The sequence below is a fragment of the Noviherbaspirillum saxi genome (genome assembly GCF_003591035.1).
In the GTDB taxonomy this organism is placed as follows: Bacteria; Pseudomonadota; Gammaproteobacteria; order Burkholderiales; family Burkholderiaceae_D; genus Noviherbaspirillum; species Noviherbaspirillum saxi.
In genome coordinates this window covers 179,224-198,241 of record NZ_QYUO01000002.1, presented here as the reverse complement: position 1 = coordinate 198,241, position 19,018 = coordinate 179,224, and the positions used below count along the sequence as shown (strand labels likewise).

At 56.4% G+C, this 19,018-nt stretch carries 18 protein-coding genes; 13 read left to right on the top strand and 5 right to left on the bottom strand.

Annotation, left to right across the window (positions count from 1 at the left end; genetic code table 11):
* The first annotated feature begins 224 nt into the window (after positions 1-224).
* The 10 genes from D3871_RS16785 (at position 225) to D3871_RS30265 (ending at position 12,797) form a co-directional block, all read left to right on the top strand.
* Positions 225-4,367 carry a CheR family methyltransferase gene (locus D3871_RS16785; protein WP_119770267.1) on the top strand — a complete coding sequence of 1,381 codons (4,143 nt, stop codon included), beginning with the start codon at positions 225-227 and terminating at the stop codon, positions 4,365-4,367.
* Positions 4,368-4,617: 250 nt separating this feature from the next.
* Positions 4,618-5,601: a chemotaxis protein CheB gene (locus D3871_RS16780; RefSeq protein WP_119770266.1), complete on the top strand. Its 984-nt coding sequence runs from the start codon at positions 4,618-4,620 to the stop codon at positions 5,599-5,601.
* Positions 5,602-5,971: 370 nt separating this feature from the next.
* Positions 5,972-6,250: a hypothetical protein gene (locus tag D3871_RS29865; RefSeq protein WP_147376830.1), complete on the top strand. Its 279-nt coding sequence runs from the start codon at positions 5,972-5,974 to the stop codon at positions 6,248-6,250.
* Positions 6,251-6,383: 133 nt separating this feature from the next.
* On the top strand, positions 6,384-7,448 hold the full coding sequence (locus D3871_RS16770) for a LacI family DNA-binding transcriptional regulator (RefSeq protein ID WP_199724828.1): 1,065 nt from the start codon (positions 6,384-6,386) through the stop codon (positions 7,446-7,448).
* A 223-nt stretch (positions 7,449-7,671) separates the two neighbouring features.
* Positions 7,672-8,586 (top strand): 5-dehydro-4-deoxyglucarate dehydratase, encoded by a 915-nt coding sequence (gene kdgD, locus D3871_RS16765; protein ID WP_119770263.1) that lies wholly within the window; start codon positions 7,672-7,674, stop codon positions 8,584-8,586.
* A gap of 131 nt (positions 8,587-8,717) precedes the next feature.
* Entirely contained in the window at positions 8,718-9,677 is a 960-nt protein-coding gene (locus D3871_RS16760) for a Bug family tripartite tricarboxylate transporter substrate binding protein (protein WP_233575682.1), read from the top strand.
* An 86-nt stretch (positions 9,678-9,763) separates the two neighbouring features.
* Positions 9,764-11,119, top strand: coding sequence for a glucarate dehydratase (gene gudD / locus D3871_RS16755; protein ID WP_119770261.1), 1,356 nt, complete (start codon positions 9,764-9,766; stop codon positions 11,117-11,119).
* Between the two features lie 141 nt (positions 11,120-11,260).
* Positions 11,261-11,653: a nuclear transport factor 2 family protein gene (locus tag D3871_RS16750; protein ID WP_119770260.1), complete on the top strand. Its 393-nt coding sequence runs from the start codon at positions 11,261-11,263 to the stop codon at positions 11,651-11,653.
* A 311-nt stretch (positions 11,654-11,964) separates the two neighbouring features.
* The gene (locus D3871_RS16745) at positions 11,965-12,174 is read left to right on the top strand and encodes a hypothetical protein (RefSeq protein WP_119770259.1); all 210 of its coding nucleotides are present in this window, start codon (positions 11,965-11,967) and stop codon (positions 12,172-12,174) included.
* A gap of 467 nt (positions 12,175-12,641) precedes the next feature.
* Positions 12,642-12,797 (top strand): hypothetical protein, encoded by a 156-nt coding sequence (locus D3871_RS30265; RefSeq protein ID WP_158597959.1) that lies wholly within the window; start codon positions 12,642-12,644, stop codon positions 12,795-12,797.
* 125 nt (positions 12,798-12,922) lie between these two features.
* Here the strand turns inward: D3871_RS30265 and D3871_RS16740 are convergent, their stop codons facing one another.
* The gene (locus tag D3871_RS16740) at positions 12,923-13,231 is read right to left on the bottom strand and encodes a DUF2471 family protein (protein WP_119770258.1); all 309 of its coding nucleotides are present in this window, start codon (positions 13,229-13,231) and stop codon (positions 12,923-12,925) included.
* A 702-nt stretch (positions 13,232-13,933) separates the two neighbouring features.
* On the opposite strand from D3871_RS16740, the gene D3871_RS16730 reads away from it, so the two are divergent.
* Positions 13,934-15,037, top strand: a complete 1,104-nt coding sequence (locus D3871_RS16730) for an acyltransferase family protein (protein WP_233575681.1) — start codon at positions 13,934-13,936, stop codon at positions 15,035-15,037.
* Positions 15,038-15,070: 33 nt separating this feature from the next.
* Here D3871_RS16730 and D3871_RS30260 read toward each other — a convergent pair whose 3' ends face one another.
* On the bottom strand, positions 15,071-15,238 hold the full coding sequence (locus D3871_RS30260; RefSeq protein WP_158597958.1) for a hypothetical protein: 168 nt from the start codon (positions 15,236-15,238) through the stop codon (positions 15,071-15,073).
* Between the two features lie 152 nt (positions 15,239-15,390).
* Positions 15,391-15,624 (bottom strand): hypothetical protein, encoded by a 234-nt coding sequence (locus tag D3871_RS16720; RefSeq protein ID WP_147376829.1) that lies wholly within the window; start codon positions 15,622-15,624, stop codon positions 15,391-15,393.
* Positions 15,625-15,681: 57 nt separating this feature from the next.
* On the opposite strand from D3871_RS16720, the gene D3871_RS16715 reads away from it, so the two are divergent.
* The gene (locus tag D3871_RS16715) at positions 15,682-16,581 is read left to right on the top strand and encodes a LysR substrate-binding domain-containing protein (RefSeq protein WP_119770253.1); all 900 of its coding nucleotides are present in this window, start codon (positions 15,682-15,684) and stop codon (positions 16,579-16,581) included.
* Here the strand turns inward: D3871_RS16715 and pcaG are convergent, their stop codons facing one another.
* Positions 16,582-17,211, bottom strand: a complete 630-nt coding sequence (gene pcaG / locus D3871_RS16710; RefSeq protein ID WP_119770252.1) for a protocatechuate 3,4-dioxygenase subunit alpha — start codon at positions 17,209-17,211, stop codon at positions 16,582-16,584.
* A complete protein-coding gene (gene pcaH / locus D3871_RS16705) occupies positions 17,208-17,951 on the bottom strand; it encodes a protocatechuate 3,4-dioxygenase subunit beta (protein ID WP_119770251.1) in 744 nt (247 codons plus the stop codon). The genes pcaG and pcaH overlap by 4 nt, the downstream gene beginning before the upstream one ends.
* Positions 17,952-18,072: 121 nt before the next feature.
* On the opposite strand from pcaH, the gene D3871_RS16700 reads away from it, so the two are divergent.
* Positions 18,073-19,017 (top strand): LysR substrate-binding domain-containing protein, encoded by a 945-nt coding sequence (locus tag D3871_RS16700; RefSeq protein ID WP_119770250.1) that lies wholly within the window; start codon positions 18,073-18,075, stop codon positions 19,015-19,017.
* Position 19,018 lies beyond the last annotated feature (1 nt).

Sequence of the window (19,018 nt, the reverse complement as noted above, 5' to 3'; positions counted from 1 at the left end):
TGCGCAATCGGCGAAGTGGCACCGCGGATCACGGTCGTCTTTCCGCGCCCTAACCGGCTTACCTTGTCGTTGCGAAACTGTAGCGGGAATGCCTATGCCGTCGCATCGCATTCACAAAATAATTCGAACATAAGCTTAAGCCGGACATACGCCAGCTTGTATTTTTGTTCCGGTGGGCCATAGATAGTCTAAAATTTAGGCAACCCGCAAAAACCTGTCCACAAATGAACAAGCCGCTTTCTCCTGCCGTACCCAGCGAAAAAACCAGTGTTCGCGGCAACCTCGACTTTCCGGTCGTGGGAATAGGGGCGTCTGCAGGAGGCCTGGAAGCGTCGATTCGATTTTTTGAAGGAATGCCGGCGGACAGCGGGATGGCGTTCGTCGTCGTCCTTCATCTGTCTCCCATGCATGAAAGTGCGTCGTCGGAAGTGCTGCAGCGTGTGACCGCCATGCCGGTGATCCAGGTCACGAAAACTACGCTGATCCAGCGCAATCATGTCTATGTGATTTCCCCAAACCACAATCTGTCGATGAAGGATGGTTACCTGACGGTGACGGAGTTTACGTCCTCGCCCGGGCCCCGGGTCGTCATCGATGTGTTCTTCCGTACCTTGGCCGAGGCGCATCGGGAGCAGGCATTTGCCATCGTGCTGTCAGGTAGCGGATCTGATGGCGCGGTCGGAATCACGCGTATCAAGGAACAAGGCGGCATCATTTTGGTGCAACATCCGAACGAGGCGCAGCATGACGGCATGCCGCTCGCAGCAATCGCCGGGGGCACCGCGGATTTCATTCTGCCGGTCCGCGAGATACCCGCGAAGCTGGTTGAATTGTGCAAGAACGCGCGCGCAATCGAGTTGCCCTCATTTGAGGGCAAAGAAAACGACTCACTGCTGGAAGATCGGTCAAGCAACGAATCGGAAGAAGCGCTTCAACACATCATCAAATTGCTGCTTGTGCATACCGGGCATGACTTCCGGCATTACAAGCGTCCTACCATCCTGCGCCGTATCGAGCGCCGATTGCAAGTTCGCGGCGCTGCCACGCTGGCGGAATATGGAAAATTGCTGGAAGCTGACCCCAACGAACATGGCGCATTGTTGCGCGACATGCTGATCGGGGTGACAAATTTCTTCCGCGACAAGGACGCCTTCGACGCGCTCGAAACCAAGGTACTGCCGGATATCCTCGCAGGCAAGCAGTCCAACGAGCAGATCCGCGCCTGGGTGCCTGCCTGTTCCTCGGGCGAGGAAGCGTATTCGATCGCGATGCTGATTTCGGATCAGGTTGCGCAATTGAACAAGCCATCGCAAATCCATGTGTTTGCATCGGATATCGATGAACGCGCGATAGGCACCGCGCGTGCTGCGCTTTATCCTGGCTCGATCATGGCGGATGTGCCGCCGGAACGGCTGCAGCAATATTTCACCAAGGAAGAGGAGCGCTATCGCATCCGCAAAACCATACGTGACCGGGTATTGTTTGCCCCGCACAATATCTTACGCGATCCGCCGTTTTCCAAACTCGACCTGATCTCCTGCCGCAATCTGCTGATCTACCTGAACCGGGAAATGCAGGCGCACGTCCTCGAGATGTTCCATTTCTCGCTCAATCCCGGCGGCTTCCTGTTTCTTGGCAGTTCAGAGTCGGCCGACCTGGCATCCAATCTTTTTACGGCGGTTGATAAAAAGCACCGCATCTACCAGGTCCGGGCCTTGTCGCGCGGGCGGTATCCGCCAACGCTGACCAGTTACACTTCGATGCGGCAGCAACACATTGGTGCGCCGCCACCGGTAGGCAAACGGCAATTTTCATTTGCCGAAGTTCATCAACGCGTGCTTGCCCAGTATGCACAACCCAGCGTCATCGTGAATCACGACTCGGATATTGTTTACATGTCCGAACACGCTGGCCGTTTTCTCCGGCATATCGGAGGCGAGCCTTCGCGCAATCTCGTGTCGCTGGTGCATCCGGAGTTAAGAGTCGAGTTGCGTACCGCTTTGTTTCAGGCCATACGCAGTGAAATGAGCGTGGAAGCGCGCCGCGTCAGGCTGAACCGGAATGACCGTACCTATTTCGTCAAGATGACCGTCCGTCCCTTCCATGACGATGATGCCGCGGCGGATTTTGTTCTGGTGCTGTTCGACGAAGTAGAACAGACCATGAGCGACGAGTCAGAAACGGCCGGCGAGAAGCGCGATACCGTGCTGGCTCGACTTGAGGAAGAACTGCAACGAACGAAAGAGCAGTTGCAGGAAACCATAGAACATTCCGAAGTTTCCAATGAAGAATTGCGTGCTTCCAATGAGGAATTGCAGGCGATCAACGAAGAGCTGCGCTCGGCGACTGAGGAATTGGAAACCAGCAAGGAAGAGCTGCAGTCGGTCAACGAAGAACTGAGTACGGTCAACTACGAATTGAAGTCCAAGGTCGAGGAAACCAGCAAGATCAACGACGATCTGAACAATCTGATTGCATCCGCCGACATCGCCACCATCTTCATGGACCGCGGCATGCGCATCAAGCGCTACACCCCGCGCGCGTCGGATATCTTCAATCTGATTCCATCGGATATCGGGCGCCCCTTGCTGGATATCACGCATCGGCTCGACTATCCGGCATTGACCGGAGATGTGATGGTCACCTTCGACACCTTGCACGCCGTCGAGCGCGAAGTGCGCAGTACGGACGGCCGCTACTATATCGTGCGCCATCTGCCTTATCGCACTACCGAAGATCGCATCGAAGGCGCGGTGATGACATTTTTCGACATTACCAGCAGGCGCGATGTGGAACTGCGATTGCGTGCCGGCGAAGAGCGCATGCGTCTGGTCGCCGAGTGTATGACCGACTATGCCATCATCACACTCGATAGGGAAGGCCTGATCACGAGCTGGAGCAAGGGTGCCGAGGGCATTTACGGCTTTTCCGAAATGGAAGCGATAGGGCGTTCCGGCGATATGGTGTTTCTGCCAGAAGATTGCGCGGCCGGCGTGCCCGAGCTTGAAATGCGCAAGGCCAGGGAAGAAGGCCGCGTAGAGAACGAACGCTGGAATGTGCGCAAGAACGGAAGCAGGTTCTTTGCCAGCGGCGTGATGGCGCCCCTGAATGAAGGAAGCCGCGACGGCTACGCGAAGATCGTACGCGATCAGACAGAACGCATCAGGATGGAAAACAGCCGCGAAACCCAGCTTTCCAATGAACAGGCCGGGCGCTCCACTGCCGAAATGGCCAATGCGCTGAAGGATGAATTCCTTGCCATCATGTCGCATGAGTTGCGCAATCCCCTGAATCTGATTCACATGAATGTGGAGTTGCTGTCACGGCTGCAGGAAGTCCAGGAATCTCAGCTTGGTGTAAAGGCAGTCAGCGGTATTCGTGCAGCGGTCGTCAACCAATCCAAGGTGATTGAAGACCTGCTCGACCTTTCACGCGTCCAGACCGGCAAGTTGGCACTGTCACTTTCCCGTGTCGATTTCGGTTCTCTGGTGGGAGACATCATTGCGGTATGCAAGCAAGATCCTGGTGTGCTGGCGCGCCACATCGTCATCAGCGAAAAAGGCGCACCGCTGGAAGTGCAGGCCGATCGTGTGCGGCTCGAACAGGTGGTGCTCAATATCGTTGGCAACGCGGTCAAATTTACCGCGCCGAATGGCCGCATCGACGTGTGCCTGAAGCGACTGGACAGGGAAGTGCTGCTGGAAGTGCAGGATGACGGCAAGGGCATCGATCCCGAATTTTTACCCCATATATTCGAGATGTTCAAGCAGGCGAACCCCGGCACCAGTCGCGGCAACAACGGCTTGGGGATAGGTCTTGCGCTGGCGCGTCAGATTGTTGAGTTGCATGGCGGACGAATGGAGGCGGAATCGGAAGGCATAGGCAAGGGAACCTGCTTCCGGGTATTTCTTCCTTTGCGTGACGCCACGACGGCGACAGGCGATGAAGCCGATGAGCAAGTTGCAGAGCATTTTCAGAATGCGCGCATTCTACTGCTCGACGACAATATGGAAGCGGTAGAGAGCTTTAAATATTTGCTGGAATACGATGGCGCAACCGTTAATGCTGCCTACAATGCCGCTGACGCACTGGCGTTCCTTGCAGACAATACCGTCGATCTGATCATTTCCGATCTGGCGATGCCGGTCATGGATGGCTTTGCATTCATTGAAGAGGTGCGCAAATATCCGGCGCACAAAACGACAGTAGCGATCGCGGTGAGCGGCCTAGGTCGTGTACAGGATGCCGAGCGCGCGCTGGAGTCGGGCTATTCCGCCCATCTGATCAAGCCGGTATCACTGGATACATTGCACAAGACCATGGCGGGATTACTGGATTCCGATAACAAGAGCACGCCGCAATCCTGATAAGAATCTCCGGCTACCGGTCACGTGCCGGTACGTCCGCTCTTGGTTGCCTGCCGCAATCTGCTCTCGTCGCCGCATCGACGTCTTGCCGACATCGTTTTGATGAACACTCCTTGTAGAGTGAGAGCGTGAGAGCGTATCTGTAAAAAAATGCAATTAATTCGTGTAATCCGGGTCGAAATTGTTCAGGCATGGCTGCCTGGCGTTTTGCCTGTTTGCCATTGCTGGTTCAATCAAGGAAACCATATCAATGGCAGCTCATTCCAGAATTGTAGTAATCGGCGCCTCGGCAGGCGGGCTGGATGCATTGCGCCGGCTGCTGGGTAGACTGCCGGTAAATTTCCCCGCACCGATCCTGGTTGTTTTGCATATCGGCAGTCACTACAGCGTCCTGCCAAAAATCCTTGAAAACGATATTTCCTTGCCCGTGCGGCATGCGGAAGATAACGAACCCTTGGTGCCAGGTGTTGTGTTATTCGCGCCGCCGGACCGGCACCTGCTGCTCGAAGATGGCATGGTCCATCTGTCGAAAGGAGCAAAAGAAAATTTTTCTCGTCCTGCGATCGATCCCTTGTTTCGTTCTGCCGCCGTGTTTTATCGCGAAAATGCAATTGGCATCATCTTGACCGGATTTCTGGACGATGGAACCATAGGCCTTCAAGCGATCAAGGCATATGGCGGCGTTGCGCTTGTGCAGAACCCGGATGAGGCCGATGAGCCCTCGATGCCGCGTAGCGCTCTGGACCATGTCGACGTCGATGCCTGCCTGTCGCTGGAGGGCTTGGCCGACAGGCTGCTTGAAATCGTCGAGACCGAGCCGGAGGCAGCGGTCCCATCGGCGTCATGGCATTTGATCGAGACAGAAGGGCGCTTTGACCGGCGGCAAAAGAGCAGCATGGAAGAACTCGACCGTATCGGCGTACCTTCCGGTTTCACCTGTCCCGAGTGTCAAGGTTTGCTTTGGGAAATCAATGAGGCAAGCCCCGGCCATTTTCGTTGCCATACCGGTCATGTTTTTACAGAGCAAGGTCTCAACACCGCGCAAGATAGTCTGATTGAAGAAGCCGTGTGGGCCGCCGTGAGGGCGCTGCATGAAAAGCAGAAGCTTTTGCAACGCTTGGCCAAAGCGGTGGGGATTGCCGACCGCCACGACGCAGCCAGGGAGCATGTGGCCGCTGCGAATAGCCTTGCGGAGCATGCCGAAATTCTGCGCAAGCTGGTTACCCAACGGTGAAATGTAGAGCGCTTTGCTACTCTCGCACCGATGCGCACACAGTGCTCTACTGACCCACTAGCATTCTGGTGCTGGTATTGATTCCTCCCGCCAGCTCCGGTGGATACGGCCTGTCAAGAAAGACGAGGGCGTACTCATTGAGTTGCATGGCGGAGGATGATACAGAAACGAGTGTGAAGCGATATCGGTAAACCCCGGATTGTTGTCATTGATCAAAGCTGTGCGCTGTTCAATTGACGCAACGGTTTCATTCGCATAGGGGTAACAAATTGGAACATTTTCGCGAATGCCCTCTGTGCGGATTTAAGATGAAGTGTCGAGGCTGTCCGGTGTGTTCAGCGCGCTCGTCAGGTTCCACTCGAGGTCTATCATGAAGCACCTTCTTGTTCCGATTTTTGCCGCCGTCATACTGTCCGGATGCGCCGTTGTTCCCTACGATGCCTCCTACGGCACGTATGCGTCCCCTGCTGTCTACGCCGACCCCTATGCGGTTCAACCCGGCTATGTCATGCCGGCCCCCGTATATGGACCGCCAGTCTACGTCGGGCCGCCGGTGCACTTTAATTTTGGCTTGCATTATCGAAGCGGTGGCGGCCGGCACCATGGCCATCATCATGGACATGGACACCGGCGTGGATGGCGCCACTAAGAACCTTTGTTCGGTATCATTTGTACGCATGCGTTCGTCGACCTCGTCTTGACCTGCTTGCAAGGTTTTTCAACCGTCTGCTAATGTACCAAAGGTAGCGGTACCATACATGTCTGGTGTTAAAATCCCGGCTATGGATACCAAACCTAGCACCAGCAAAATCGCCACAATCAATGGCGAAAAGCGCAGTCGCCGTGGCAGCGGCGGCATCACCCTGCGCGATGTCGCCAAACTGGCCGGCGTCGCGCCCATCACTGCCTCCCGAGCATTGAATACCCCCGACGCCGTATCGCCTGCGGTCTTGCAAAAAGTGCGTGACGCAGTCGAAAAGACCGGCTATGTGCCTAACATGCTGGCTGGCGGCCTGGCCTCCAGCCGAAGCCGGCTGGTTGCCGCCGTGGTGCCGACGGTGGTCGGTCCGGTGTTCCAGGAAACGGTGCAATCGCTGACCGAATCGCTCGCGCGTTCGGGCTATCAGCTGATGCTGGGACAGAGCGGCTATGCCAATTCCCGCGAAGATGCCTTATTGGAAACCATCATTGCTCGTCGTCCCGACGGCGTGGTCCTGACCGGAATCATGCGTTCGCCCGATGGCCGCCGCCGCTTGCTGGCGAGCGGCATTCCGGTGGTGGAAACCTGGGATCTGACACCGACGCCGATCGACATGCTGGTCGGTTTTTCGCACGAAAAGATCGGGATCGCCGTCGCCGAGTTCCTGCATGCGCGCGGCCGCCGCAATGTGATGACGATCCGTGGGAACGACGAGCGGGCGCAGCGGCGTGCCAAGGCTTTTCTCGAAACGGCCGGCAAGCTCGGCATGCTGGCACAGGGGCAAGCGGGAGAATACGTCGTTCCGGCACCGACAACCCTGGGTAGCGGACGCAGGGGTTTGCGCGAAGTCCTCGATATCAACCCGGATACCGATGCAGTGTTCTGCAGCTCTGATCTGCTGGCGCTGGGTGTGCTGATCGAAGCCCAGGCACGGGATATTGACGTTCCGCAACGCCTTGGCGTGATCGGATTCGGCGATCTGGGCTTTGCCGAAGATTTGCATCCTTCTCTGACTACGGTGCGTATCGACGGTACTGCCATAGGTGCCGTGGCAGCTGCCCTGATCATCGACCGGGCGGAAGGCCGTGCGGTGGCCGAACCGGTGCGCGACATCGGTTTTTCCATCATCGCGCGCGACAGCGCTTAATCCTCAATCAAAACATCGGCCCGACGCTAATTGACATTCCAAAAAGGTAGCGCTACCATTTGCAAAGGTACCGCTACCATTATGAGGCAGCGTCACGGGATGGATATGTGCGGAATTTGTTGCAGGTGGGTGTTTCTTAAGGGCAGGGTAGTGCCAAATCCACAAGTGCTTTCTGCGTCTAATACACCCGGCAAGTCTGTCGTCTTTTCACGAAGGTAATTTCATGTCTCCTCAAGAATTAAAGATCGTGCTTCAAAGCGGATTGCTTTCCTTTCCGCTGACCGACTTCGATGCCCAACTCGATTTCAATCCTGGCGCCTATGCCGAACGGCTTGAATGGCTGATGCCATACGGCGCTTCCGCATTGTTCGCCGCTGGCGGCACAGGCGAGTTCTTTTCGCTGGAACCCGCCGAATACAGCAATGTGATCCACACCGCCATCGAGACCTGCCTTGGTCGTATGCCCATCATTGCTGGCGCCGGTGGCGGGACGACGCTGGCTATCAAATATGCGCAGGAAGCCGAACGACGCGGCGCGCAGGGCGTACTGTTACTGCCGCATTACCTGACCGAAGCGACGCAGGAAGGCTTGGTTGCGCATGTGGAGGCGGTGTGCCGCAGCGTGAAATTCGGCGTGATCGTTTATAACCGTGGCGCATGCCGACTGACGCCGGAATCGCTGCAGCAATTGGCCGATCGCTGCCCGAATCTCATCGGATTCAAGGACGGGGTCGGCGACGTCGAGGCGATGATGGCAATCCGCCTTCAGCTCGGCGATCGTTTCGCTTATTTGGGCGGCTTGCCCACTGCTGAAGTGTATGCCGGCGCTTACAAGGCCATGGGCGTGCCGGTCTATTCCTCGGCGGTCTTCAACTTCATCCCGCGCACTGCGATGGATTTCTACAACGCGCATGCGGCAGGCGATACCGCGACTACCGACAGGCTGATCAAGGAATTCTTCCTGCCCTACCTGGAGTTGCGCAATCGCGGTCAGGGCTATGCGGTAAGCATCGTCAAGGCCGGCGCAAGCATTGTCGGTCATGGCGCAGGACCGGTGCGTCCACCGCTGTCCGATCTGAAGCCGGCGGAAATCGAAAGCCTGCGTGCGTTGATCAGCCGCCTGCCCGAAGGGAAATAAACCGATAAGTGTCAGGCACCAGGGAATCCTTCTTTCATAGCCAAAGAGGAACTGGAGCGAGTCGTTCACCGGAGCACCATCGTTCAACAGCAAGTTTTACCAAACCATTCGCAAGAATGCAGGAGATAGACATGAAGAACTTCATTACCGCAGTAGCCCTCGCACTCGGCGTTGTCGGCGTCGCGCATGCCGCCTATCCGGAAAAGCCGATTACCGCTATCGTACCGTTCCCGCCGGGCGGTTCTACCGACGCGATCGCGCGCACGCTCGGCGCAAAGATGTCGCAGACCCTGGGGCAGCAGGTTGTGGTTGAAAACAAGGCCGGTGCGACCGGTGCGATTGGCGCAGGCCTCGTGAAAAGCGCGCCACCCGATGGGTACACGTTTCTGGTCGCCTCCATCGGCGTTTACTCGGTCAACCCGGTGCTGCAAAAGAAGCTTGCCTATGATCCCGCCAAGGACTTCGATCTGCTGAGCGTGGCCGTACGCGCACCGAATGTGCTGGTGGCGCCGCCCAGCTTCCCTGCAAACACCTTGCAAGAGTTGATCGCGCATTTGAAGAAGAATCCCGAAAAGGTGACTTTCGCGACGTCCGGCGCCGGTTCTTCCGATCACCTCACGGCAGCGCTGTTCTGGCAAAAGACCGGCACCAGCGGCATTCATGTGCCCTACAAGGGCGGTGCTCCCGCCATCACCGATCTGATCGGCGGCCATGCGGATGTGTCGTTCCAGAACATCAATGTCGTTGCCGGGCACATCAAGACCGGCAAGCTGAAGGCATTGGCGATCACCGGCGACAAGCGCTCGCCACTGCTGCCGCAAGTGCCGACGCTGGATGAGGCCGGTGTCAAGGAGGTCGACGTGTACTCCTGGCAGGCATATGCGGCACCCAAGGGCTTGCCGGCGGATGTCAAGAGCAAGCTGTACAACGCGATCGTTGGCGCATTGAATGATCCCGAGATCAAGAAGCGTTTGGTGGAACAGGGATTTGAAATCGTCGCAAACACACCGGAAGAATTCAGCCGTTTCCAGGCCAAGGAACTGGCGCGCTGGAAGCAGGTCATCGAAGTCGGCAAGATCGTTGTCGACTGAGTCTCTGAAGATACATGCAATAAGGCTGCGCTAGCTGCACTAACTTCGCTGCTCAGCGCATGCCAATAAACCGATACGGAAAAATTATGTCTACAAGTACTAGCGCGCAAGCGTCCAGAGGCGCGCCCGTCGTGACCGGCATGCGCGTCATCCCGGTCGCCGGACGCGATTCCATGCTGTTGAACCTGAGCGGCGCCCACGGCCCTTTCTTCACGCGCAATATCGTGATCCTCACCGACAGCGCCGGCCATACCGGCGTGGGCGAAGTGCCGGGCGGCGAACGCATTCGCCAGACGCTCGAAGATGCGCGCGACCTGGTGGTCGGCAAATCGATCGGCGCGTATCACGGCGTACTCAACAGCGTGCGCCAGAGTTTTGCCGACCGCGATGCCGCGGGGCGCGGCTTGCAAACCTTCGACCTGCGCATCACGATCCATGCAGTCACCGCGCTGGAAGCGGCCATGCTCGACTTGCTCGGACAATTCCTTGAGGTCCCGGTGGCGGCATTGCTCGGCGAAGGACTGCAACGCGACAAGGTCGAAATGCTTGGTTACCTGTTTTATATCGGCGATCGCACACTGACCGATCTGCCCTATCCGAGCGAAGCGGAGGCCGACAACGACTGGTTCCGCCTGCGCCATGAAAAAGCCATGACGCCTGACGCCATCGTGCGTCTTGCCGAAGCGGCCTACCAGCGTTACGGTTTCAACGACTTCAAGCTCAAGGGCGGGGTGCTGCGCGGTGAAGACGAAATGGACGCCGTCACCGCCTTGTCCGAGCGCTTTCCGCAGGCGCGCATCACGCTGGATCCGAATGGCGGCTGGCTGCTCAAGGATGCGATTCGCCTGTGTCGCGACAAGCATGATGTACTGGCGTATGCGGAAGATCCCTGCGGCGCGGAGAACGGCTTTTCGGGACGCGAAGTCATGGCCGAGTTCCGTCGTGCCACCGGCTTGCCCACCGCCACCAACATGATTGCGACCGACTGGCGCGAAATGGGCCATGCGATCCAGTTGCAATCGGTGGATATCCCGTTGGCCGATCCGCATTTCTGGACCATGCAGGGTTCGGTGCGGGTGGCGCAGATGTGCAATGAATGGGGTCTGACCTGGGGCTCGCATTCCAACAATCACTTCGACATTTCGCTGGCGATGTTCACGCATGTTGCCGCTGCAGCGCCGGGCAAGATCACCGCGATCGACACCCACTGGATCTGGCAGGATGGCCAGCGTCTGACCCGCGAGCCGCTGCAGATTGCGGGCGGCATGGTGGCCGTGCCGCAGAAGCCGGGGCTCGGCATCGAACTCGATATGGAGCAGGTCGAGCTTGCCCATCAGCGTTACCGTGAAATGGGACTGGGGGCGCGCGATGATGCGGTGGCCATGCAATACCTGATTCCCGGATGGAAGTTCGATAACAAGAAACCTTGCATGGTCAGATAGTTGATTCCAACGTGAGTCTTGCCGCGCCGATCGCATGGTCCGAATTGCGGTCGGCCGGTGTTTGTTTTCTTGTGTTCCTTTCTGCGGCCAGCACACCAGTCCCTCCTGGTAAGATCTATCGCTTCATCGAGGAGGAAAAAAATGGACACCTATATCGACGTACTGCAGACCTATATGAAGGCGCTGGGCGACAGCGATTATGAAAAGATAGTCAGCCTGTTCGCACCTGACGGCAAAGTCTTGTCACCCTTTCTGGGCGAAATGGATGCCGCTCCCTTCTTTCAGCGTCTTCAGGGCGCATCTAGCCGCAATGTGATCACGCCGATCGATGTATTTTCCAGCGCGAACGGATCCAATCGTGCGACCGCATATTTTCAGTACGACTGGACCGTAAGCGATGGCACCTTGATTACTTTTAAGGTGATGGATTTATTCGAGTTTGAGGACGGCGGCAACAGGATCAAATACCTGAGCCTGATCTACGACACCCATCCTATCCGTGCCACGGCTGGCAACAAGTATGAGACGGCTTAAGCCGATTTTCGGGCACAAGGTGTTCTCACGTCTCAGCGAGTCGGTTCATCGCCATGCCTGTTTGGGTTTATCTACAAAACAAACTCAAACAGCAGTTGAAGAATAAAAAAATTCCGATGGTGTGGACGTGCGGAAACCAGTTTGCCAAGTGCTGATAAGAAACATTATGTATGCGGCATTGCGGAAATGTTGTCTGACGATTATCCCGAGCGCTGTAAGGAAATTCCGAATAAAGGTTGCGCATCGTCAAGTGAGGTAAGACGGGTTTGGAAGATACTTTGAGTTCCTTAAATCACTTTCCGAGTCCTTAGATGCTTACCGAGTTCACCACTGCCGCCGCTATTGAGAACCTTGTAAATGCTACTTTGGGTGCAGATGCGTCCGCGCGCCACGAGTATTTATTACGCCAATCGCTGCATAACCTGGTTCGGCTCGCGAAGGCTGAATACAAGGTAGAAGTTCAGCATAGTGTGGGAAAGGTGGTGCAGGTATTGCCGACGGACGCGACTCTGGTCCTTTAATCTGCAACATGAAAATAAAACGCTTGTTGCCGACGGCAACAAGCGTTTTATTTGTGTGGGTATGAAATACTGAAGGCAGTTGCAACAAAAAACTATGAAGAATTATTGGCCTAAGTGTAGTGACTTAGCCGCGATTGCGCATCGACCATAGCATTGCACCGATGGAACAAGCGATATAGAACAAAATAACCCATTGGTCGTGCGCTTCCAACAAAATTGTTTGCATGGCATCCTCCTGAAATTGAAGGCTAGGATGACATTGCTGTCCTTCAAGGCCTTGTGCAAACGCAATCGTCGTGCGCGGGCTTATATGCACGCGAAAATCTTTGATTCATAGCTTGTCTTTCAAGATGCTGGCGAGCGTTGAATACGGAACGAATGACGGTCGACATGACGCATTGTCGTATGTCAATGTAGCCGCACGGAACGCATGGTGAAATCCCGTACAGCATATACGGAGGATTTTCATGGTGACTTTGCTTGCAGTACTACTATTCGTTCTTGCCAGCGCATCATTCATCCATGCGTACGGCTGCCTTTCTTATTTTGCAAGCGAGGTAAGTGTGTCTGCCTATGCGCCGCCGACACTGGAAGATCTGGAGTTGCTGTTATTACGCAGCTAGCGCTGATCCCCCGTGATTACGCCTGGTCGCCTCTAAAAAATTAGCAAATGCGTACGCCTCAAGGCAACACGCATGAGGACCAGTCGATATTGATTGAACCTGGCCATCATGGGCTTGCAATAAGCTCAATGAAATGAGTGATAGGCACGCTGGATCGTCGTGACCGCGACCGGCAACTCATCATAACCATTCAGGTCTGCTGGCTGATTTACCCGCGGCACATAACCCCATTGCGAGGAACGCACCATGCGGATGTACTTCATTTCAAGGTCGCCGGCTTGCTTGAGTGTTTCTAGAGCTTCCTTTTCGATTTCATGAATCAAACGCCAAGTCAGTACCCGACCTGCGGTACGGTGGCGCTCTGCTATGTTGGTGATGGCGACGGTAAGACGTGCTTTTACTGCGTTGAGTTTATAGCCTTCGAACAAGATCATCGTGACAACAACTTTGATGCTGTATGGGTACACAGTATAAGATAAACGGCCTCTCAAGTGAATGGCGGACTGACTTCTATTTCCTCCTTTGTTTTCAGGTTCGATCGGCAGTATTCACAGAGTGATAAGTTAGCGGCGAACGGCCATGGGGAAAATTGCATCAGCATGCAAATGCGTCAATATTTGCGAGGCCCGGACTTCCCGGACTTATGTCAATCGCGATGATGCAAGCGTGTCGAGAACCGGTATAAACCCGCCCGTAAACTGTTGGATTTTTGCTGTCTTCTACAGATACTGTGAGTGAGATCACATTGTGTGCATGCAATGTTCCATATACTAAGTACATATTGTAGTGCTGGACTCCAACATATTTCCCCAAGAGGAACTGACCATGGATAACATGCTTCAAGACGATTCAAGAGCCGCCCGTCGCTCGGCTTTGTTTAAGCTGCGACGCATACAATCGGCTGCATGTGTCGGCGCTTCTATCGGTGCCGGGTTGGTCCTTCTGGTATTGAAAGCGCTTTGACGCCTTGTCACGCTGCTTGGGCATGATTTCCTGAAGCGCTATCGCAGAGATCTTTGTGTCAAAACTGCCAACACCTATGTTGGCAGCCCTTTTTCTTTGCATCGAAACAAGTTGCTTAATGGCATGAGAAAATGGCGACAATTTCAATTGCGCTCTTTTTTCGGCCAGTTTCGATGACCCGCTTTCTCTTCCTCGACTTTTTAAAAGTCGTGGCATTCAATCTGATCGTCTTTCACCATCTGGCATTCTATGGCCCCATGGCTGATCAGGTGCGGCACGCACTTCCTGACCTGATCGATTGGCTTGCCGGACCGGCCCGCATCGCGGTGCAGATCTTTCTCGTCGTCGGCGGTTTTCTTGCGGCAAAGTCATTGGCGTCGCGCGGCCAGGCAAGGCTGTTTTGGCTGTGGCAGGAATTGACGCGGCGTTTCGTCAAACTGGTGCCGCCTTTCATGGTTGCCATGCTGCTGGCGGTGGCCGCTTCGCGATGCGCCGCGATATGGATCGATCATTATTCGTTGACCCCTTCGCCTACCTGGGCGCAGATTGCGGCGCATGCGTTGCTCTTGCATGGCGTGCTCGGCGTGGAGTCGCTTTCGGCGGGCGCCTGGTATGTGGCAATCGATTTTCAGCTATATGCGCTGCTGGTATTGCTGTTCAGCCTGGCGCGCGGGTTTCGGAATAACGACGCGTCGCGCTGGCGGGTCCCGCTTTTGATTGCCGTCGGTATTGCGGCATCCCTGTTCTACTTCAATCCTGATCCGCAGTGGGACAATTGGGCGCCTTACTTCTTTGGCAGTTATGGGCTCGGCGCGCTGGCATGGCTGGCATCGCGCGGCATGCGAAGCAGTACGGGATCGGCGCTGCTGATTGGCATCATGATTCTGCTAGGCGGACTCGCGCTCGAATTCGACTTCCGCAGCCGCATTGCGTTGGCATTGGCGGTGTCGCTGGCGCTGGCCATGGTGTACGGCGGGGCGCAAGCGGCAGTACGCTGGGAAGTTCCCGGCCTGCATTACCTTGCACGCATATCGTATTCAGTGTTTCTGATACATTTCCCCGTTTGCGTGCTGGTCAACACGCTGTTTACGTGCATAGGTTCATCGTCGCCCTTGGTGCAGGGAATCGGCATGCTGGTGGCTTGGGTGGCAAGCATCGCTGCAGGCGCACTGTTTCATCGCTGGGTTGAAATTCCCTTGGGGCGGCTTATCGCATTGCCAAAGTTGCCGAAGCCGGTAAGAGCCGAGGCAGGTCCGATCCCGCCACTGCGCCCATAATGCCGGTCAGCCGCAGGCAGCGGCCCGGATCAATCAGCTTTTGTCTAGCCAGGAGCCGATCACGCCGGCACTCAGGATGAGCACGCCGACGATCAGCGAAATCATGGCTGCAAGCGTTGCATCGGCCGCGAGTGCGCCGAAGCCGCCGCATAACACGACACCACCGACAAGCTGCATCAGCCGGTATTCGCTCTGTTCCATTGCATCCTGGTATGAAAATGATAAGGATGCAATTAAACCCTGCTTTGCAAGTAAAAGGTACCCCATGTCCATGGGACAGAATTTGTCCTACACGGAATACAGCCGGGGAATACCTGGGCGGATTGCGCCCCCGGATTCAGCTACGGGATTGTTTAGAGCAGTTTCACCCTGACTGTACCGCCGATGCCGGACGCTTTGCCCGCGGCACGGCGTTGTCGAGGGGCCGCCGAGGCCTCCTTGCCATGGCTCGCCATGTCGCGTCGCCGCGCCTTGTTCCACGAGCAAATCGCCTCGGCCTCGACTGGCAAGTCAGGATGAACCTGCTCTAGAGGCGTCGACGTCATGGACTTCGGGTATTGCAATGCAGGCGAGTCCGCTTGTGCCACAATGTAAGTTCGTGAGTTGCAACGCGGGAAAGCACGCATGAATAAACACTGTTACGCATGTCCATTCATTTCGACCTGACCGACCTGCGCCTGTTTGTCTACATCGCAGAAGAAAACAGCCTGACACGCGGTGCGGAACGCTCGCATATGTCGTTGTCGGCGGCCAGCACGCGCATCAAGAACCTGGAAGACAGCGTAGGCGCAAAGCTGCTGGTACGTGCGAGTCAGGGCGTCAGCCTGACGCCGCCGGGACAAGCCTTGCTTCATCATGCCCGCCTGGTGCTGCAGCAGCTCGAGTACCTGCGCAGCGAGCTGCAGGAATATGCGCAGGGCACCAAGGGACATGTCCGGGTGTTTGCCAACACAACGGCCATTACCGAGTTCCTGCCTGCCATTCTTTCCGCATTCCTGGCCAGTCATCCCGATGTCAGCGTCGACCTGCGCGAACGGCTAAGCCACGACATCGTGCGTGCCGTCAGCGAGGGCAAGACTGATATCGGCATTGTGGCCGGCAACGTGCGTACCGAGGGGCTGGAAGTATTGCCCTATCACGAAGACCGTCTGGTGCTGGTGACCGCGATGAACCATCCGCTGGCGCGTATCGAGCGCATCGACTTTGAAAAGACCCTTGAGTTCGATCATGTGGGTCTGCATGAATCGAGTGCGATCCATGCCTTCGTCAAGCATGCGGCCGGCGCGCTGGACAAGCATGTCAAGACGCGCATTCAGGCCGGCAATTTCGAGGCAGTCTGCCGCATGGTTGAAGCCAATGCCGGTATCGGCGTGTTGCCGGAAACCTCGGCGCGGCGTCATGCGAAAACGATGGCGATCCATATCGTGCAACTGACCGACGAATGGGCATTGCGCAAGCTGCATATATGCATGCGCAGCCGCCAGCTGTTGCCGCCGTTTGCACGCGAGCTGGTGGATCTGCTGGTGGCGGATGCGGCCGGCTGATCAGATATCGAAAAACACCGTTTCTTCAGGACCCTGCAGCTGTATGTCGAAGCGGTAAACGACCTGGCCGTTTTTCTCTTCGCGGTGTGCAATCAAGGTCTTGCGGCGCACTTCCCATTCAATCAGGTTCAGCACCGGGTCCTTCGCATTCGCATCGGTCTCGTCGGAAAAATACATCCGTGTATTGAGGCCGATATTGATGCCGCGTGCGACGATCCAGAAGTTGACATGCGGTGCCATCGGCCTGCCATTGCGGCCTTCAACGATGCCGGGCTTGATCGTCTCGAAGCGGTAGGTCCCGGTTTCAAAATCCGAGCAGCCACGACCCCAGCCGCGAAAGCCCTGATCCAGCGCCTTGGCCTGGCGATCGGCGGGATGATTGTATTTTCCATCGGCATTTGCCTGCCAGATTTCGATCAGCACATCGCGCACTGGTGTGCCCGACCCGTCGAACACACGTCCTTCGATGCCGATGCGCTCGCCGGCAGTGTCTGGACCGGCCAGGACATTGCTGAAGTTCTTCTCGAAAATATCGAAGCCCGCTTGCTTGGGGGCCAGGCCGATATGCACATAAGGCCCCGCGGTCTGCGAGGCGGTTTCTTTCAATAGCTCGATCTGGTTCGGCTTCATTTGCCGCCTCCCTGAATGCGGTTTTCGAAAAGCGTTGCACGAGCACCGCGCAACACGACGTCGAAGCGGTAAGCAAGGCTGTCCAACTGGATGAAGGCGCCGCGGTCCAGCGGAGCGATCAGTCCGCGCACCGATTCTTCATTGCCGATCGATTGCAGGATCGGACATTGCGGAATCATCGGATCGCCTTCGAAGTACATCTGCGTGACCAGCCGCTGCGCCCAGGCCGACCCGGAAATCGCGTAGTGAATATGCGCCGGCCGCCAGTCATTGATCCGATTGCGCCACGGGTAGGGACCGGGCTTGATGGTCCGGTAAAAATAATAGCCGTTGGCATCGGTCAGCATGCGGCCGCAACCGCCGAAATTCGGATCGATAGGCGCGATGTACTGATCCTTCTTGTGACGGTAACGTCCGCCCGCGTTGGCTTGCCAGACCTCGACCAGAACGTTGGGTACCGGCCGGCCGAACTCGTCGAGCACATAGCCGTGCACGACGATGCGTTCGCCAATCGGCAAACCTTCCTTTGCATAATTCATGATCAGGTCATTGTCGAGCGGGCCGAGTTCATCCGGGCTGAAGGCCGGCCCGGTGATTTCGGACAGCGAATTCTGTAGCGAAATCAAGGCGTTCTTCGGCGAGCGCAGCACGCTGGTTTTATATTGAGGCGTATAGGCCGGCGGATGCACGCTGCGATCACGCTGCAGGTATTCGCCGAACTGGTCGAGCAGGCCAGGCATGGAAGTCTCCTCAAAAAAGCAATTGCCATAGAGGCAAGGGCGGGACAGAATGCGGCTACTTTATTCCTGAATAATTTTTATGTAAATTGAAAAAGAATGCGTTTTTCCATAACATATGGTTATGGAAAAAGAGACATTTCGACTGCGGGTTCGCTTGCGCCATATTCACTGCTTTCTTGCCGTGGCGGAGCAGGGCAATCTGGGCAAAGCCGCCGAACGCTTGCGTTTGACGCAGCCGGCGGTATCCAAAACGCTTTCCGAGCTGGAAGACATTGCGCATTGCAAGCTGTTCGAGCGCAACCGGCAAGGTGCGCGCCTGACTTCGGCAGGAGAACAATTTCGCAGGCATGCGCTGGGCGTGCTGGAAGCGCTCGACGCCGTAGGCAATGCCATCGGGCTTGAGTCGCAGCAGGAAAACGCCTGCGTGCGCCTTGGGGTGTTGCCAAGCGTCGGCGTCGACCTCGTGCCGGCGGCACTGGCGGTTTTCAGGAAGCTGCACCCGCATGCGCAGGTGTCGGTCGAAACGGGCGCAAACGCAGCGCTGGTCGATATGCTGAAGGCCGGTTCGGTCGATTGCGTGATGGGCCGCATGGCGGACCCGCAAATGCTGCTCGGCTTGTCCTTCGAATTGCTGTACGTCGAACCCTTGTGCCTGGTGGCGCGTCCTGGTCATCCAATGACGGCGACAGCACTGCCGCGCCTGGAGGATGTGCTTGCGTATCCCCTGCTTGTTTCGCCCAAGGGCACGATCCCGCGCCACAATGCAGAAAGCTTCCTGAGGTCGCGGGGGTTTGCAATGCCCCTGCAATACACTGAAACTCAGTCTGTGTCGATTGCACGCGAAATCGTGCTGCAGTCGGATGCGATATGGATTGCTCCGCTGGGTGCGGCGCGACATGCAATCACCAGCGGCATGCTCGCGAGGCTTGCAGTGCCCACTGAAGGCAGTGAAGAGCCGGTCGGTCTACTGCAGCGAAGCGACGCCAGCCTGGGCGCTGCTGTGCGCGACTTCATGACGGTGTTGCGTGACGTTGCGTCAGCCCGTCGGCCGCCGCAGTTGCTCTAGT

Coding starts and splice junctions, on each gene's coding strand:
- D3871_RS16740 (WP_119770258.1), bottom strand. CDS start 13,231: ATGATCTTGTTCGAAGGCTATAAACTCAACGCAGTAAAAGCACGTCTT.
- D3871_RS16715 (WP_119770253.1), top strand. CDS start 15,682: ATGTCCATTCATTTCGACCTGACCGACCTGCGCCTGTTTGTCTACATC.
- D3871_RS30265 (WP_158597959.1), top strand. CDS start 12,642: ATGGTGACTTTGCTTGCAGTACTACTATTCGTTCTTGCCAGCGCATCA.
- D3871_RS16760 (WP_233575682.1), top strand. CDS start 8,718: ATGAAGAACTTCATTACCGCAGTAGCCCTCGCACTCGGCGTTGTCGGC.
- kdgD (WP_119770263.1), top strand. CDS start 7,672: ATGTCTCCTCAAGAATTAAAGATCGTGCTTCAAAGCGGATTGCTTTCC.
- D3871_RS16750 (WP_119770260.1), top strand. CDS start 11,261: ATGGACACCTATATCGACGTACTGCAGACCTATATGAAGGCGCTGGGC.
- D3871_RS29865 (WP_147376830.1), top strand. CDS start 5,972: ATGAAGCACCTTCTTGTTCCGATTTTTGCCGCCGTCATACTGTCCGGA.
- pcaH (WP_119770251.1), bottom strand. CDS start 17,951: ATGCCTGGCCTGCTCGACCAGTTCGGCGAATACCTGCAGCGTGATCGC.
- D3871_RS16730 (WP_233575681.1), top strand. CDS start 13,934: ATGACCCGCTTTCTCTTCCTCGACTTTTTAAAAGTCGTGGCATTCAAT.
- D3871_RS16770 (WP_199724828.1), top strand. CDS start 6,384: ATGGATACCAAACCTAGCACCAGCAAAATCGCCACAATCAATGGCGAA.
- D3871_RS30260 (WP_158597958.1), bottom strand. CDS start 15,238: ATGGAACAGAGCGAATACCGGCTGATGCAGCTTGTCGGTGGTGTCGTG.
- D3871_RS16785 (WP_119770267.1), top strand. CDS start 225: ATGAACAAGCCGCTTTCTCCTGCCGTACCCAGCGAAAAAACCAGTGTT.
- gudD (WP_119770261.1), top strand. CDS start 9,764: ATGTCTACAAGTACTAGCGCGCAAGCGTCCAGAGGCGCGCCCGTCGTG.
- D3871_RS16700 (WP_119770250.1), top strand. CDS start 18,073: ATGGAAAAAGAGACATTTCGACTGCGGGTTCGCTTGCGCCATATTCAC.
- pcaG (WP_119770252.1), bottom strand. CDS start 17,211: ATGAAGCCGAACCAGATCGAGCTATTGAAAGAAACCGCCTCGCAGACC.
- D3871_RS16780 (WP_119770266.1), top strand. CDS start 4,618: ATGGCAGCTCATTCCAGAATTGTAGTAATCGGCGCCTCGGCAGGCGGG.
- D3871_RS16745 (WP_119770259.1), top strand. CDS start 11,965: ATGCTTACCGAGTTCACCACTGCCGCCGCTATTGAGAACCTTGTAAAT.